At 72.1% G+C, this 14,075-nt stretch carries 13 protein-coding genes; 7 read left to right on the top strand and 6 right to left on the bottom strand.

The features are described 5' to 3' along the window. Positions 1–52: 52 nt before the first annotated feature. From SVTN_RS45540 to SVTN_RS15915, 5 genes are all read right to left on the bottom strand, one after another. Positions 53–523, bottom strand: coding sequence for a CpaB family protein (locus SVTN_RS45540; RefSeq protein WP_342669678.1), 471 nt, complete (start codon positions 521–523; stop codon positions 53–55). A 279-nt stretch (positions 524–802) separates the two neighbouring features. Then, positions 803–1,648: an S-methyl-5'-thioadenosine phosphorylase gene (locus SVTN_RS15925; RefSeq protein ID WP_041129691.1), complete on the bottom strand. Its 846-nt coding sequence runs from the start codon at positions 1,646–1,648 to the stop codon at positions 803–805. Between the two features lie 79 nt (positions 1,649–1,727). Beyond that, the gene (locus tag SVTN_RS42070; protein ID WP_078908376.1) at positions 1,728–2,069 is read right to left on the bottom strand and encodes an FmdB family zinc ribbon protein; all 342 of its coding nucleotides are present in this window, start codon (positions 2,067–2,069) and stop codon (positions 1,728–1,730) included. Positions 2,070–2,137: 68 nt separating this feature from the next. Next, a complete protein-coding gene (locus tag SVTN_RS15920) occupies positions 2,138–3,409 on the bottom strand; it encodes an MFS transporter (protein WP_041129690.1) in 1,272 nt (423 codons plus the stop codon). A 251-nt stretch (positions 3,410–3,660) separates the two neighbouring features. Next, positions 3,661–5,229: a potassium/proton antiporter gene (locus tag SVTN_RS15915; protein WP_078908375.1), complete on the bottom strand. Its 1,569-nt coding sequence runs from the start codon at positions 5,227–5,229 to the stop codon at positions 3,661–3,663. A gap of 215 nt (positions 5,230–5,444) precedes the next feature. Here SVTN_RS15915 and SVTN_RS15910 point away from each other — a divergent pair, with 215 nt between their 5' ends. Continuing rightward, on the top strand, positions 5,445–8,213 hold the full coding sequence (locus SVTN_RS15910; protein WP_041129688.1) for a penicillin acylase family protein: 2,769 nt from the start codon (positions 5,445–5,447) through the stop codon (positions 8,211–8,213). On the opposite strand, the gene SVTN_RS15905 is transcribed toward SVTN_RS15910, so the two are convergent. Next, positions 8,214–8,807, bottom strand: a complete 594-nt coding sequence (locus SVTN_RS15905) for a 5-formyltetrahydrofolate cyclo-ligase (protein WP_041129687.1) — start codon at positions 8,805–8,807, stop codon at positions 8,214–8,216. A 104-nt stretch (positions 8,808–8,911) separates the two neighbouring features. Here SVTN_RS15905 and galU point away from each other — a divergent pair, with 104 nt between their 5' ends. From galU to sepX, 6 genes are all read left to right on the top strand, one after another. Beyond that, positions 8,912–9,823 (top strand): UTP--glucose-1-phosphate uridylyltransferase GalU, encoded by a 912-nt coding sequence (gene galU, locus SVTN_RS15900; protein WP_041129686.1) that lies wholly within the window; start codon positions 8,912–8,914, stop codon positions 9,821–9,823. Between the two features lie 85 nt (positions 9,824–9,908). Next, complete coding sequence (glp, locus tag SVTN_RS15895; RefSeq protein WP_063782336.1) at positions 9,909–11,177, top strand: molybdotransferase-like divisome protein Glp; 1,269 nt, start codon at positions 9,909–9,911, stop codon at positions 11,175–11,177. Positions 11,178–11,236: 59 nt separating this feature from the next. Beyond that, positions 11,237–11,722, top strand: coding sequence for a cyclic pyranopterin monophosphate synthase MoaC (gene moaC, locus SVTN_RS15890; protein WP_030690225.1), 486 nt, complete (start codon positions 11,237–11,239; stop codon positions 11,720–11,722). 38 nt (positions 11,723–11,760) lie between these two features. Beyond that, on the top strand, positions 11,761–12,276 hold the full coding sequence (locus SVTN_RS15885; protein ID WP_041133942.1) for a MogA/MoaB family molybdenum cofactor biosynthesis protein: 516 nt from the start codon (positions 11,761–11,763) through the stop codon (positions 12,274–12,276). Beyond that, on the top strand, positions 12,273–12,884 hold the full coding sequence (locus SVTN_RS15880; protein WP_041129685.1) for a GNAT family N-acetyltransferase: 612 nt from the start codon (positions 12,273–12,275) through the stop codon (positions 12,882–12,884). The genes SVTN_RS15885 and SVTN_RS15880 overlap by 4 nt, the downstream gene beginning before the upstream one ends. Before the next feature lie 137 nt (positions 12,885–13,021). Next, positions 13,022–14,053, top strand: a complete 1,032-nt coding sequence (gene sepX / locus SVTN_RS15875) for a divisome protein SepX/GlpR (RefSeq protein WP_041129684.1) — start codon at positions 13,022–13,024, stop codon at positions 14,051–14,053. Positions 14,054–14,075 lie beyond the last annotated feature (22 nt).

Here is a 14,075-nt window from a genome sequence, read left to right as displayed (position 1 = left end):
GGCGTCCAATCCGTACACACGGGACGGTGACTTGACAGCGAGTCAGTGCGAATCAACACAACGTCACCGCCAGTTGGGACGTGACGCCGGCACCTGCCAGCGCCGCCGCCGTCGACCGCGGCACGGACAGGACGACGAGCGCCCCTCCGTCCGAACGAGTCTCGCCCGGCCGCGGAACTTCGGCCACTCGGGCGCCCGTCGCGACCACCCGCGCCTCACCCTCCCCGCCCAGTGGCGAGTTGGGCGCTGCGATCACGTCGACCCGGTCGCCGGGCCGCAGCAGCCGTACGGTCGCGGCGTCGGCGATCCGTACCGGCGCGGACACCAGGGGCACGGCGGCGGGCGGCCGCGCGCGAGCGGGCGCCGACGGAGGAGGTGCGGCCGGGGCGGCGCCCGTGCTCGCGACGGCCAGCGCGCCCGCCGTCAGGGCCAGGAGCAGCGCCGGTGCGCGCCGCCCCCGCCGGAGCGCCCTCCGCAGCCGGTGCGGGGCGCCCCCGACCCGTAGCGGCTCGAACGCCGGCACCGTGCAAAGGGGAGGGACGGAGGAAGGGGAGGTGGTCGTCATGCGCATGGGGTGCCGCCTGTCCTGGTCGGGAACGGGATGTGGTCCCACCCTCCCGACTCCGCCACCACCCCGCTCCCGCCTGGGGACCACCCCGCGCCTGTGGACAACCCGCCCACTCCCCGGGGTGGTTTACGGCAGCCCGATCCCGAGGCCGGTTTACGGCAGCCCGATCCCCAGGCCGGTTTGCGGCAACTCGATCCCCGGGCCGGTTTACGGCAGCCCGGCCCCCAGGCCGGTTTACGGCAGCTCGATCCCCAGGTCCCAGCCGTCGTGCGCCCGCATGCACAGGCAGTCCCGGTCCGCCGTCGCCGGCAGGGCCCCCACCGCGTCGAAGAGCACCTCCCGCAGCCGTCCCACGTTCTCGCCGAACACCCGCAGCACCTCGGTGTGGGAGACGCCCTCGCCGGTCTCGGCGCCCGCGTCCAGGTCGGTGACGAGCGCGAGCGAGGTGTAGCAGAGGCCCAGCTCGCGGGCGAGGACGGCCTCGGGGTGCCCGGTCATGCCGACCACGGACCAGCCGGCGGCGGCGTGCCACCGCGACTCGGCGCGGGTGGAGAAGCGGGGTCCCTCGACGACGACCATCGTGCCGCCGTCCACCGGCTCCCAGCCGCGCCCCCGGGCGGCCTTGACCGCGACCCGCCGCCCGTCCGGGCAGTAGGGGTCGGCGAAGGTCACGTGGACGACGTTCGGCAGGGCCCCGTCGGCCCGCTGCTCCCCGTCGAAGTAGGTCTGCGCCCGGCTCTTCGTACGGTCGACGAGCTGGTCGGGCACGACGAGCGTGCCGGGCCCGTACTCCTCGCGCAGCCCGCCGACGGCGCAGGGCCCGAGGACCTGCCGTACGCCCACGGAACGCAGCGCCCAGAGGTTGGCCCGGTAGTTGATCCGGTGCGGCGGGACGGTGTGGCCGCGGCCGTGCCGGGGGAGGAAGGCGACCCGCCGGCCGGCGATCTCGCCGAGGAAGAGGGAGTCGCTGGGGCTGCCGTACGGGGTGTCGACGGACACCTCCGTGACGTCCTCCAGGAACGAGTAGAAGCCGGAGCCGCCGATCACGCCGATGTCCGCGTACACGTCATGGTTCGCCATGGCGGTCAGCCTATGCACCGCGTACGCAAACGCCGAGGGCCCCGTCGCACGCGGCGACGGGGCCCAGGGGCAGGACGGATCAGGCGGCCGAGCTTCCGGTGCTCGACGAGGACGTCGAGGAGGCGGAAGAGGACGCGGTCGACGCGGCCGGCTTCGCGTCCGAGGAGGACGAGGAAGACGCGGACGAAGAGGTCGACGAGGACGTCGAGGACTTCGACGAGGCCGGCGAGCTGCTGGACGAAGAGCCGCGGCTGTCGTTCCGGTAGAAGCCGGAGCCCTTGAAGACGATGCCGACGGCCGAGAACACCTTCTTCAGGCGTCCGTGGCAGCTGGGGCACTCGGTCAGGGCGTCATCGGTGAACTTCTGCACCGCCTCGAGGCCTTCGCCGCACTCGGTGCACTGGTACTGGTAGGTCGGCACTTGACTTCCTCCTGGCACTCACACTCATCGAGTGCTAACGACGATCCATAGTGACGTATTCCGCTGGCTCAGTCCACCGCCACCGGCACTCGGTGACCGATACCACGTGCCGCGACCCGGCTCGCCTCGCGCGGCTTCAGCCGCGACCGCAGGGCGAGCAGCGTGGTCAGGGCGAGGGCCGTGCCCGCCATCGGCACCAGGAATCCGGCGCTCGAACCGTGGGCGTCGGCGAGGCGGCCGGCGACCGTGACGGCCGCAGCCTGGCCGAGCGCGACGGCGCCGGTGAGCCAGGTGAAGGCCTCGGTACGGGCCGAGGCCGGGATCAGGGTCTCGACGATGGTGTAGCCGGTGATCAGGGCGGGGGCGATGCACAGGCCGACGACCAGGCCCAGGGTGCCGAGGAGCAGCACCGAGTGCGCGGTCCACAGCAGGGAGGCGGCGGCGGTGAGGCCCGCGTAGCCCAGGATCAGGCGGCGGCGGGGGCCGGTCTTCCAGGCGACGGCGCCCATGGCGATGCCCGCGAGCATGTTGCCGGCGGCGAAGATCCCGTACAGCAGGCCGTTGGCGCCGGGGTTGCCGATCTCCTCGGTGAAGGCGGTGAGGGAGACCTGCATGCCGCCGAAGACGGAGCCGATGCCGAGGAAGGCGACGATCAGGACGCGGACGCCGGGGACGGAGAGCGCCGAGCGGTGGGGTTCGGCGGAGGTGGCCGCGGAGATCCCGTACGCGGGCTGGGTGGCGCGCTGCGCGGCGAAGAACAGGCCGCCGACGAGCGTGAGGGCGGCCTCGGCGATCAGGCCGGCGGCCGGGTGGACGCCGGTGCACAGGGCGGTGGCGAGGACGGGGCCGACGACGAAGGTGAACTCGTCCGTGACGGATTCGAAGGCGGCGGCCGTCGGCATCAGCGGGGTGCCGTCCAGCTTGGCGGCCCAGCGGGCCCGGACCATCGGCCCGACCTGGGGCACGGAGGCACCGGCGGGGACGGCGGCCAGGAACAGCGCCCAGAGCGGGGCGCCGGCCAGGGCGAGCGCGACGAGCAGCGAGACGGAGGCGGCGTGGACGAGGACGCCGGGGACCAGGACGGCGCGCTGGCCGAAGCGGTCGGCGAGCTTGCCGCTCTGCGGGGCGAACAGCGCCATGGAGACGCCGGTGACGGCGGCGACCGCGCCGGCGCTGCCGAAGGATCCGGTGGTGTGCTGCACGAGCAGGACGATGCCGATGGTCAGCATCGCGAAGGGCTGCCGGGCGGCGAAGCCGGGGAGCAGGAAGGACAGTGCACCGGGTGTGCGCAGTAGCTGCCCGTAGCCGGGCCGCTTGTCCGTGATGACCGTGGACGCCACGGTCCTTGCCTTTCTGCCGCCTGGTAGCGCGCCCCTGCACGGTGGTGCGGGTGTCGCCGAGAGCTGTCCTCATGCGCGTTACTGCGGTAGATACCGGGCCGGCCCCACTGCGGAGGGGCGCCACGGCCGCCATACGGTCGCGCCAGCTCTGCGTCAGGCAGAGTTGGTTCGATCAGGTGTGCCTTCATGGTACAGGGAAGAGCGTCTTCCCGCCTGGGAAAACGCTCCCGCACCTGAATTAATGCCTGGGATTAACCGGGAGTTTTCCTGTGGCGCTCGCTGCCCGGCAGATGGAAGCGCCCGGTGGCGGCCGGCGCCGAGGCCGCCGTCGCGCCCCCGGTCCCGAGCCAGCCGGCGAGCTTGCCGCCCTGTCCGACGGCCCGCAGGCGTCGCTCGGTGGCGTCCCGTACGGGGTCGGTGGCGACGACGAGGAGTTCGTCGCCGTGCCGCAGGACGGTCGCGGGCCCCGGTACGAAGCTGGCGCCCTCCCGTACGACGAGGGTGACCGCGGCTCCGGCCGGGAGGCGCAGTTCGGCGACCTCGACGCCGTGCATCCGGGAGCGCTCCGGGATGGCGACGGAGAGCAGGTGTCCGCGCAGCCGCTCCAGGGGGGCGGATTCGACGCCGAGGTCGGCGGCCTCGGCGGCGTCGCCCAGCTTGAGGGCCTTGGCCAGCCAGGGCAGCGTCGGGCCCTGGACGAGGGTGTAGACGACGACGAGGACGAAGACGATGTTGAAGATCCGCTCGCTGCCCTCGATCTTCGACACCATCGGGATGGTGGCGAGGATGATGGGGACGGCTCCGCGCAGGCCGGCCCAGGACATCAGGGCCTGCTCCTGCCAGGGGATCCGGAAGGGCAGCAGGCTGACCAGGACCTCCATGGGCCGGGCGACCACCGTCAGGACGAGGCCGATGACGACGGCGGGCCAGAAGTCGTGGCCGAGCTCGTGCGGGGTGACGAGCAGGCCGAGCAGGACGAACATGCCGATCTGGGCGATCCAGCCGAGCCCCTCGGCGAAGCCGCGGTTCGCGGGCGCGTGGGGCAGCTTGGCGTTGCCGAGGACCATCGAGGCCAGGTAGACGGCGAGGAAGCCGGAGCCGTGGGCCATGGCGCCGGCGGCGTACGCGACGACGGCGATGGCCATGACGGCGATCGGGTACAGGCCGGAGGCGGGCAGCGCGACGTGCTTGAGGCCGTAGGCGCCGACGAAGCCGACGGCGAGGCCGACGGCGACGCCGATGGCGAGCTCGAGGGCGATCTCGGCGACGAGCAGGTACCAGTGGTCGACGGGTCCGACCGTGGAGAAGGCGACGACGAGGATGACGACGGGGGCGTCGTTGAAGCCGGACTCGGCCTCCAGGACGCCGGTGACCCGTGAGGGGAGGGGCACCTTGCGCAGTACGGAGAAGACGGCCGCGGCGTCGGTGGAGGAGACGACGGCGCCGATGATCAGGGCCTGCCGCCAGTCGAGGCCGACGAGGTAGTGGGCGCCGGCGGCGGTGATGCCGACGCTGACGGCGACGCCGACGGTGGAGAGGACGACCGCGGCGGGCAGCGCCGGCTTGATCTCCTTCCACTTCGTGCCGAGGCCACCCTCGGCGAGGATCACGACGAGGGCGGCGTAGCCGATGACCTGGGTGAGTTCCGCGTTGTCGAAGGCGACGTTGCCGATGCCGTCCTGCCCGATCGCGACGCCGATGCCCAGGTAGAGCAGGAGGCTGGGGAGCCCGCTCCGGGAGGAGATCCGCACGGCCGCGACGGCCACGAGCAGGACGAGGGAGCAGACGAGCAGGAGTTCGTTGAGCTGGTGGACAGTCAGTGGCCGTTCCTTCCCCTCACGTGCGGCTGGATCGTTCCTCCAGCGGCAAGGTACTTCGTTACCTTACCTAATCTTTAACGCTTTCTTGACGCTCTCTTTGCATCCCCTCGCTCATCAGTACGGTTCTCTTCCTGACACCGCGTCCGGGCCGTCCGGACGCTGCGCCTAAGGTTGCTCCCGTACTCCAGGACCACCCTGCCCCTCGAAGGACAGCGATGCCCTCCAACACGTCCGCGCCCCCCGGCAAGAAGACCGCCAAGAAGAAAGGGCGGCGCGCCCGCCTGATCCTCGTCCTCCTGGTCCTCGCACTGGTCGCGGGCATCGGCTTCGGCGGCTACTGGGGCGTCAGCACCGTCCGGGCCTCGTTCCCGCAGACGACCGGCGAGATCCGCCTCGACAACCTCTCCGCCGACGTCGAGGTGAAGCGGGACGCGAACGGCGTCCCGCAGATCTACGCCGACAACGAGACGGACCTCTTCCGCGCCCAGGGCTACGTGCAGGCGCAGGACCGGTTCTACGAGATGGACGTCCGCCGGCACGTGACCGCGGGCCGGCTCTCCGAGATGTTCGGCGAGAGCCAGGTCGACACCGACGCCTTCCTGCGCACCCTCGGCTGGCGCCGGGTCGCGCAGGAGGAGTACGACAAGGTCCTGTCGCCGGAGACGAAGAAGTACCTCAAGGCGTACGCGGAAGGCGTCAACGCCTATCTGAAGGACCGCGCCCCGAAGGACGTCTCCGTCGAGTACGCGGCGCTCGCCCTCACCAACGACTACGCGATCGAGCCGTGGACCCCCGTCGACTCGGTGGCCTGGCTCAAGGCGATGGCCTGGGACCTGCGCGGCAACATGCAGGACGAGATCGACCGCTCGCTGATGACGAGCCGGCTGAGCGCGAAGCAGATCAAGCAGCTGTACCCGGAGTACCCGTACGCGCTCCACCAGCCGATCCTCGACAAGGGCGCCGTCGACGGGTCCACCGGGAAGTTCGACCCGAAGGCCGACGCGACCGAGGGCGACGGCACGACCACCGGGGACACCCCGGGCACCGGCCCCGGCGGTTCCTCCGGCTCCTCCGGCTCCTCCGGCGGTGTGTCCTCCCAGCTCGGGGCCCTCTCCGAGGTCCTCGACACCGTCCCCGCCCTGCTCGGCCCGAACGGCAACGGCATCGGCTCGAACTCCTGGGTCGTCGCCGGCAAGTACACGACCTCCGGCAAGCCGCTCCTCGCCAACGACCCGCACCTCGCGCCCCAGCTGCCGTCCCTCTGGTACCAGATGGGCCTGCACTGCCGCTCGGTCTCGGAGACCTGCCGCTACGACGTCGCCGGCTACACCTTCTCCGGCATGCCCGGCGTGATAATCGGCCACAACGACAAGATCGCCTGGGGCCTCACCAACCTCGGCGCCGACGTGACCGACCTCTACCTGGAGAAGATCGGCCCCGACGGCTACCTCGTCGACGGCAAGGTCAAGCCCTTCACCAGCCGCGAGGAGACCATCAAGGTCGCCGGCGGCACCGACCGCAAGATCACCGTCCGCTCCACCGGGCACGGACCGCTTGTCTCCGACCGTTCCTCCGAACTGGAGAAGGTCGGCCAGAAGGCCCCCGTCGGCAACGCCGCCCCCGACCGCGGCACCGGCTACGGCGTCTCCCTCCAGTGGACCGCGCTCCAGCCCGGCCACTCGATGGACGCGATCTTCGCCCTCGACCGCGCCAAGGACTTCACCACCTTCCGGGCCGCCGCCAAGAACTTCGAGGTGCCGTCCCAGAACCTGATCTACGCCGACGCCGAGGGCAACATCGGCTACCAGTCCCCGGGCAAGATCCCGCAGCGCGCCACGGGCGACGGCACCCTGCCCGCGCCCGGCTGGGACTCCAAGTACCGGTGGAAGGGGTACATCCCCTTCGAGAAGCTGCCGTACGAGTACAACCCGGAGCGCGGCTACATCGTCACCGCCAACCAGGCCGTGATCGACCAGAAGACCTACCCCGACCTGCTCACCAAGGACTGGGGCTACGGCTCGCGCAGCCAGCGGATCAACGACCTCATCGAGTCGAAGATCAAGGACGGCGGCAAGATCTCGCCGGACGACATGCGGACCATGCAGACCGACAACCGCAGCGAGATCGCGACCCTGCTCAACCCGCTGCTGCTGAAGATCGACATCGCCGACCCGCAGGTCCGCGAGGCGCAGAAGCTCCTCGAGGGCTGGGACTACACCCAGGAGCCCGACTCGGCCGCCGCCGCCTACTTCAACGCGGTCTGGCGCAACGTCCTCAAGCTCGCCTTCGGGAACAAGCTGCCCAAGGAGCTGCGCGCCGAGGGCGACTGCATCAGCGTCCGTCCGGCCGACGCCACCGGTCCGGTCGACGAGCAGAACCGGCTCGTCCGCGAGTGCGGCCAGCGCGACCCCGACTCGGCGCAGCCGGACGGCGGCGACCGCTGGTACGAGGTGGTCCGCCCGCTCCTCAAGCAGGAGAAGAACGAGTGGTGGACGACCCCCGGCAACCGCCTGGACCCGGCCACCGAGACCCGTGACCAGCTGCTCGCCCGCGCCATGAAGGACGCCCGCTGGGAGCTGACCGCCAAGCTCGGCAAGGACGTCTCCACCTGGAGCTGGGGCCGACTGCACCAGCTGACCCTGAAGAACCAGACCCTCGGCACCGCCGGACCCGGCGTCGTGCAGAAGCTCCTCAACCGCGGCCCGTGGAACCTGGGCGGCGGCGAGGCGGCGGTCGACGCCACCGGCTGGAACGCGGCCGGCGGCTACGAGGTCATCTGGGTGCCGTCGATGCGGATGGTCGTCAACGTCGGCGACTGGGACAAGTCCCGCTGGGTCAACCTGACCGGCGCCTCCGGGCACGCCTTCCACTCGAACTACACCGACCAGACGGACACCTGGGCGAAGGGCGAGCTGTACGACTGGGCCTACGGCAAGGCGGCGGTCGACGCGGCGGCGAAGGACACACTCACGCTGAAGCCCTGATCAGGGGCGGAATCGGGTGACCCCCTCCGGGGTCACCACCGCGTGCACGGGGTGGTCGTGCGGTTCCTCCGGGACCCGCGTGACCACCTCGTCCGCGTAGAGGAGCACCACCAGGGCGGGATCCACGCCCGCGCGTGCGAGGCGGGCGAGGACCCGGTCGTACGAGCCGCCGCCCCGCCCGAGCCGCATCCCGCGCCCGTCGACGGCGAGGCCCGGCAGCAGTACGGCGTCGGCTTCGCACACCGCCTCGGGGCCGAGCCGGGGCCCGGTCGGCTCCAGGAGGCCGCGGCCGGCCTTCGCCAGCGCCTCCCGTCCCTCGTACGCAGCCCAGTCCAGGTCGTTGTCGGGCAGCAGGACGGGGAGCAGGACCCGCACCCCGCGCGCGTGGAGGGCGTCGAGCAGCGCGCGCGTGCCCGGTTCGCGGCCCACCGACACATAGGCGGCGACGGTGGCGGCCCCGGAGAGTTCGGCCAGTTCCATTCCGTGCCGGGCGAGGGATTCGGCGGCGTCCTCGATGAGGACGGGGGCCAGTGCGGCGCGGGCGCCCAGAAGTCGGCTGCGCAGCACGGTCTTTTCGGACATCTCCGGATTCATGACAGCCTTCTGTGCGTTCGTGAAATTCTCGTAACTATCTTTATGTCAAGAAAGTTAACCGAAGTCACATCTTCTTCTCATTCCGAACGACTAAGGTTCTCCGCATGAATCAGTCGCTCCCCAGGCTCGGCCGGATCAGCAAGGCTGTCATCCCCGCCGCCGGTCTCGGTACACGCTTCCTTCCGGCGACCAAGGCGACGCCGAAGGAGATGCTGCCGGTCGTCGACAAGCCGGCGATCCAGTACGTCGTCGAGGAGGCCGTCGCGGCCGGCCTCTCCGACGTCCTGATGATCACCGGCCGGAACAAGCGTCCCCTGGAGGACCACTTCGACCGGAACTACGAGCTGGAGGAAGCCCTGATCCGGAAGGGCGACGGGGAACGCCTCTCCAAGGTCCAGGAGTCCAGCGACCTGGCCACCATGCACTATGTCCGCCAGGGCGCCCCGCGCGGCCTCGGTCACGCCGTTCTGTGCGCCGCCCCGCACGTCGGCGACCAGCCCTTCGCGGTGCTCCTCGGCGACGACCTGATCGACCCGCGTGACCCGCTGCTCGCGCGGATGGTGGAGGTCCAGGAGCGGGAGGGCGGCAGCGTGATCGCCCTCATGGAGGTCGAGCCCTCGCAGATCCACCTCTACGGCTGCGCGGCGGTCGAGCCGACCGCCGACTCGGACGTCGTGCAGGTGACGGACCTGGTCGAGAAGCCGGACCCGGGCGAGGCGCCCAGCAATTACGCGATCATCGGCCGCTACGTCCTGGACCCGGCCGTTTTCGACACCCTGCGGGACACCGAGCCGGGCCGCGGCGGAGAGATCCAGCTGACCGACGCCCTGCAGAAACTCGCCTCGGACGAGAAGATCGGCGGACCGGTGCACGGCGTCGTGTTCAAGGGCCGCCGCTATGACACCGGCGACCGCGGCGACTATCTGCGTGCCATTGTCAGACTCGCGTGCGAACGTGAAGATCTGGGACCGGACTTCCGGGCCTGGCTCCGGAGATACGTCAGCGAGGAGATGTAGCACCTTGAGCAGCAGCACGGCACCCGAGCACGAGCACGACCACGCGGCAGGCGCGGCCGACCCCTGCGCGGGCCCGGCCCGCGGCCTGTGGTCGGTGGACGAGCACCTCGCCGACATCCTCGCGACGGTCTCCCCGCTCGAGCCGATCGAGCTGCAACTCCTCGACGCCCAGGGCTGCGTCCTCGTCGAGGACGTGACGGTGCAGGTCGCGCTGCCCCCCTTCGACAACAGCTCCATGGACGGGTACGCGGTCCGGGTCGCCGATGTCGCCGGTGCCACCGGGGAGTTCCCCGCCGTCCTCACCGTCATCGGCGACGTCGCCGCGGGCGCGGGCGGCCTGCCCGAGGTCGGCCCCGGCGAGGCCGCCCGGATCATGACCGGCGCCCCGCTGCCGCCCGGCGCCGAGGCCGTCGTCCCCGTCGAGTGGACCGACGGCGGTACGGGCGGGGGCGCGGCCACCGGCATGACCGCCGCGAGCACCGCCCCCGAGGGCGCCGGCGGCGAGGTCCGGGTCCACCGCTCCGCCGAGGCCGGCGCCCACGTCCGCAGGGCCGGCAGCGACGTACGGGCCGGGGAGCTGGCCCTCGCGGCGGGCACGGTCCTGGGGCCGCCGCAGATCGGCCTGCTCGCCGCCATCGGCCGCGGCACGGTGAAGGTCCGCCCCCGCCCCCGGGTGGTCGTCCTGTCCACCGGCAGCGAGCTCGTCCAGCCCGGCGAGCCGCTGGGCGAGGGCCAGATCCACGACTCCAACAGCTTCGCGCTCGCCGCCGCCGCGCGGGACGCCGGCGCCCTCGCCTACCGGGTGGGGGCCGTCGCCGACGACGCGGAGTCGCTGCGCGCCACCATCGAGGACCAGCTCATCCGGGCCGACCTGATCGTGACCACCGGCGGGGTGAGCGTCGGCGCGTACGACGTGGTGAAGGAGGCGCTGACCGCCGACGGGCAGGTCGACTTCCGCAAGCTGGCCATGCAGCCGGGCAAGCCGCAGGGCTTCGGCGCGGTCGGCGCCGAGCAGATCCCGCTGCTCGCCCTGCCGGGCAATCCGGTCTCGTCGTACGTCTCCTTCGAGCTGTTCGTACGGCCCGCGATCCGCGCGCTGATGGGCGTCGAGGACCTCCACCGGCCCCGGGTGCGGGCGGTGCTCGACGCGGAGAAGGCCCTGTCGTCCCCGGCGGGCCGCCGGCAGTTCCTGCGCGGCGTGTACGACCCGGACACGGGCGCCGTCACCCCCGTGGGCGGCGCCGGGTCCCACCTGATCGCGGCCCTCGCCCACGCGGACTGCCTGCTCGTGGTCCCGGAGGACACGGAGAGCGTGGAGCCGGGCACCGAGCTGGAAGTGGTCCTCCTCGGCTGAGGGGGCGACGCTGGGGGTACGGTGTCGTCCTTCACACAGCGACCGGGAGTGTCACGGCCATGAGCACGCAGCAAGGTCTCACCCACATCGACGAGGCGGGCGCGGCCCGCATGGTCGACGTATCGGCGAAGGACGTCACGTCCCGCACCGCCCGCGCCAGCGGGCGGGTCCTCGTCTCGCCGCGCGTGATCGAGCTGCTGCGCGGCGAGGGCGTCCCGAAGGGCGACGCGCTGGCCACCGCCCGCATCGCCGGGATCATGGGAGCGAAGAAGACCCCGGACCTCATCCCGCTCTGCCACCCGCTGGCCGTCTCGGGCGTCACCCTGGACCTGGCGGTCACGGACGAGGCGGTCGAGATCCTGGCGACGGTGAAGACCACGGACCGCACGGGCGTCGAGATGGAGGCCCTCACGGCGGTCTCGGTGGCGGCCCTGACCGTCGTCGACATGATCAAGGCGGTCGACAAGGGCGCGGTCATCTCCGACGTACGGGTGGAGGAGAAGACGGGCGGCAAGTCGGGCCACTGGACGAGGGCCGAGGCGTGACGCGCGCGGGCCGGGTGGCCGGCACGCACGAGGAGCACGTGGAGCCCGCCCCCGAGGAGGTTCCGGCCGCGGCCTACCGCGCTCTCGTCGTCACGGCCTCCAACCGGGCTTCGGCCGGGGTGTACGAGGACAAGGGCGGTCCGCTGATCGCCGAGGGCCTGACCCGGATGCGCTTCGCCGTGGACGGCCCGCAGGTCGTTCCCGACGGGGCGCCCGTCGAGGCGGCCCTGCGCGCCGGGGTCGCCGCCGGGTACGACGTGATCGTCACCACCGGCGGTACGGGCATCTCGCCCACCGACGAGACGCCCGAGGTGACCCGCCGGGTCCTGGAGCGGGAGATCCCGGGCATCCCGGAGGCGATCCGCGCGCACGGCCGCGCGAAGGTCCCGACGGCGGCGCTCTCGCGCGGTCTGGCCGGGGTCGCGGGCGGCACGCTGATCGTGAACCTGCCGGGGTCCCCGGGCGGGGTGCGCGACGGGCTCGCCGTCCTGGAGCCGCTCCTGCGCCATGCCGTCGACCAGATCCGCGGCGGCGACCACCCGAGAGCGTCGTGATCTCGTCCTGGCCGGCGATCCTCGTCGACGGCGACGTGGTGCTCCGACCGATAAGGATGCGCGACCAGGCGGCCTGGCGCGAGGTGAACCGGCGCAACCGCGAGTGGCTGCGGCCCTGGGAGGCGACGGTTCCGCCGCCGCCTCCGGGCGGTCCGGTCGCCCACCGGCCGACGTACCGTCAGATGGTCCGCCATCTGCGCTCGGAGGCGAACGCCGGGCGGATGCTGCCGTTCGTGATCGAGTACAAGGGGCGGCTCGTCGGCCAGTTGACGGTGGCCGGGATCACCTGGGGCTCGATGTGCTCGGGGCACGTGGGGTACTGGGTGGACAGCGAGGTGGCCGGGCGCGGGGTGATGCCGACGGCGGTCGCGCTCGCCGTCGACCACTGCTTCCGCGTGGTGGGGCTGCACCGCATGGAGGTGTGCATCCGCCCGGAGAACGGTCCTTCGCGCCGGGTGGTGGAGAAGCTCGGTTTCCGCGAGGAGGGGCTGCGGCCCCGCTATCTCCACATCGACGGCGCGTGGCGGGACCATCTGGTGTTCGCGCTGACGGCGGAGGAGGTGCCGGAGGGGCTGCTTCGGCGCTGGCATCACGCAAGAATGCAATAAGTGTTCGAATTCAATCGCCAGTTGGCGGTCAATCGATCTGAACAATCACAAAAAAGTTCAGTGATATCAGCCAGATCGTGCGACACACCGGGCCAATTGGCCGATGCGTGTTACAGAACCCCTCTACCGTGTGAGGCGTGAGCAGCAGCGGCCTCATCTACGCAGTCATCGTCGGGGCCTGGGCCGCCTACTTGGTGCCGATGTGGCTCCGCAGGCAGGACGAGCTGAACGAAGCCCGTCCGACGGAACGCTTCAGCACCGCCATCCGGCTGCTTTCCGGACGGGCGGGCATGGAGCGCCGGTACGCCAAGGAGCTCAAGGAGCGGGACCGTACGGCGCAGGGACCGACGCCCGACGTGGACCCGGACGCGGAGACCGAGCATCTGAGCTCGGTCGACGTCCGGGCCTTCTCCGCGCCCGCGGCCAGGACGGAAGCGCGCCTGGAACTCCCGGAACCCGATCCGGAACCGGCGCCGAGCCCCGCACCGGCCCGCCCCGCCCCGGGCGCCGCCGAGCGCGCCCGCCGCGGCAAGGTCCTCGCGCGGCGCCGCCGGGTCACCACGCTCCTCTTCGCCGCCTTCACCCTCGGGGCGGTCGTCGCGGCCGTCGGCGGCGTCGCCTTCCTGTGGGCCCCGGCGGTCCCCGCCCTGCTCCTCAGCGCGTACATCGTGCACCTGCGGATCCAGGAGCGACGGCGCTTCGTCTACGTGATGGACCGGCGCCGCGCCGAAGCGGCCGCCGCCCGGCTGCGCGAAAGCCGCCGCCCGGCCCCGACGCCGGAACCGGAGGCCGACCCGACCCCCGCCCCGGCGGTCTCCCCGCAGGAGGCGGACCGGCGCGCCCTGGTCGAGCAGACCGACCACGCCGAGTGGGTGGACCAGCAGCGCGAGCGCGGCCCGGCCCGCGGCGACAGCTGGGACCCGGTCCCGGTGCCGCTCCCCACGTACGTCACCGCCCCGGTCGCCCCGCGCGCCACGAACGGCATCGACATCACGGACCCGGAGACCTGGAGCGCGGCCCGCTCCTCCACGGCGGCCGACCCGGCCCCCACGCCGTCCCCGGCGCCCCGTCAGCGCACCACCCCGCCCCGCCGCGGCCGCGACCACGGCCGCACCCCGCTCTTCGACCAGTACGCGGACGACGACCGCCCCCGGGCGGCCAACGAATGACCCCCGGCCGGGGGCCCGCGAC

The sequence above is a fragment of the Streptomyces vietnamensis genome, assembly GCF_000830005.1.
In the GTDB taxonomy this organism is placed as follows: Bacteria; Actinomycetota; Actinomycetes; order Streptomycetales; family Streptomycetaceae; genus Streptomyces; species Streptomyces vietnamensis.
The sequence above is the reverse complement of the archived record's forward strand: the minus strand, read 5'-3'. Positions and strand labels throughout refer to the sequence as shown.

What these genes read in the sequence shown, in the direction of transcription:
- galU (WP_041129686.1), top strand. Translation starts at nt 8,912, where the DNA reads ATGAATCAGTCGCTCCCCAGGCTCGGCCGGATCAGCAAGGCTGTCATC.
- SVTN_RS15905 (WP_041129687.1), bottom strand. Translation starts at nt 8,807, where the DNA reads ATGAATCCGGAGATGTCCGAAAAGACCGTGCTGCGCAGCCGACTTCTG.
- SVTN_RS15925 (WP_041129691.1), bottom strand. Translation starts at nt 1,648, where the DNA reads ATGGCGAACCATGACGTGTACGCGGACATCGGCGTGATCGGCGGCTCC.
- SVTN_RS15910 (WP_041129688.1), top strand. Translation starts at nt 5,445, where the DNA reads ATGCCCTCCAACACGTCCGCGCCCCCCGGCAAGAAGACCGCCAAGAAG.
- moaC (WP_030690225.1), top strand. Translation starts at nt 11,237, where the DNA reads ATGAGCACGCAGCAAGGTCTCACCCACATCGACGAGGCGGGCGCGGCC.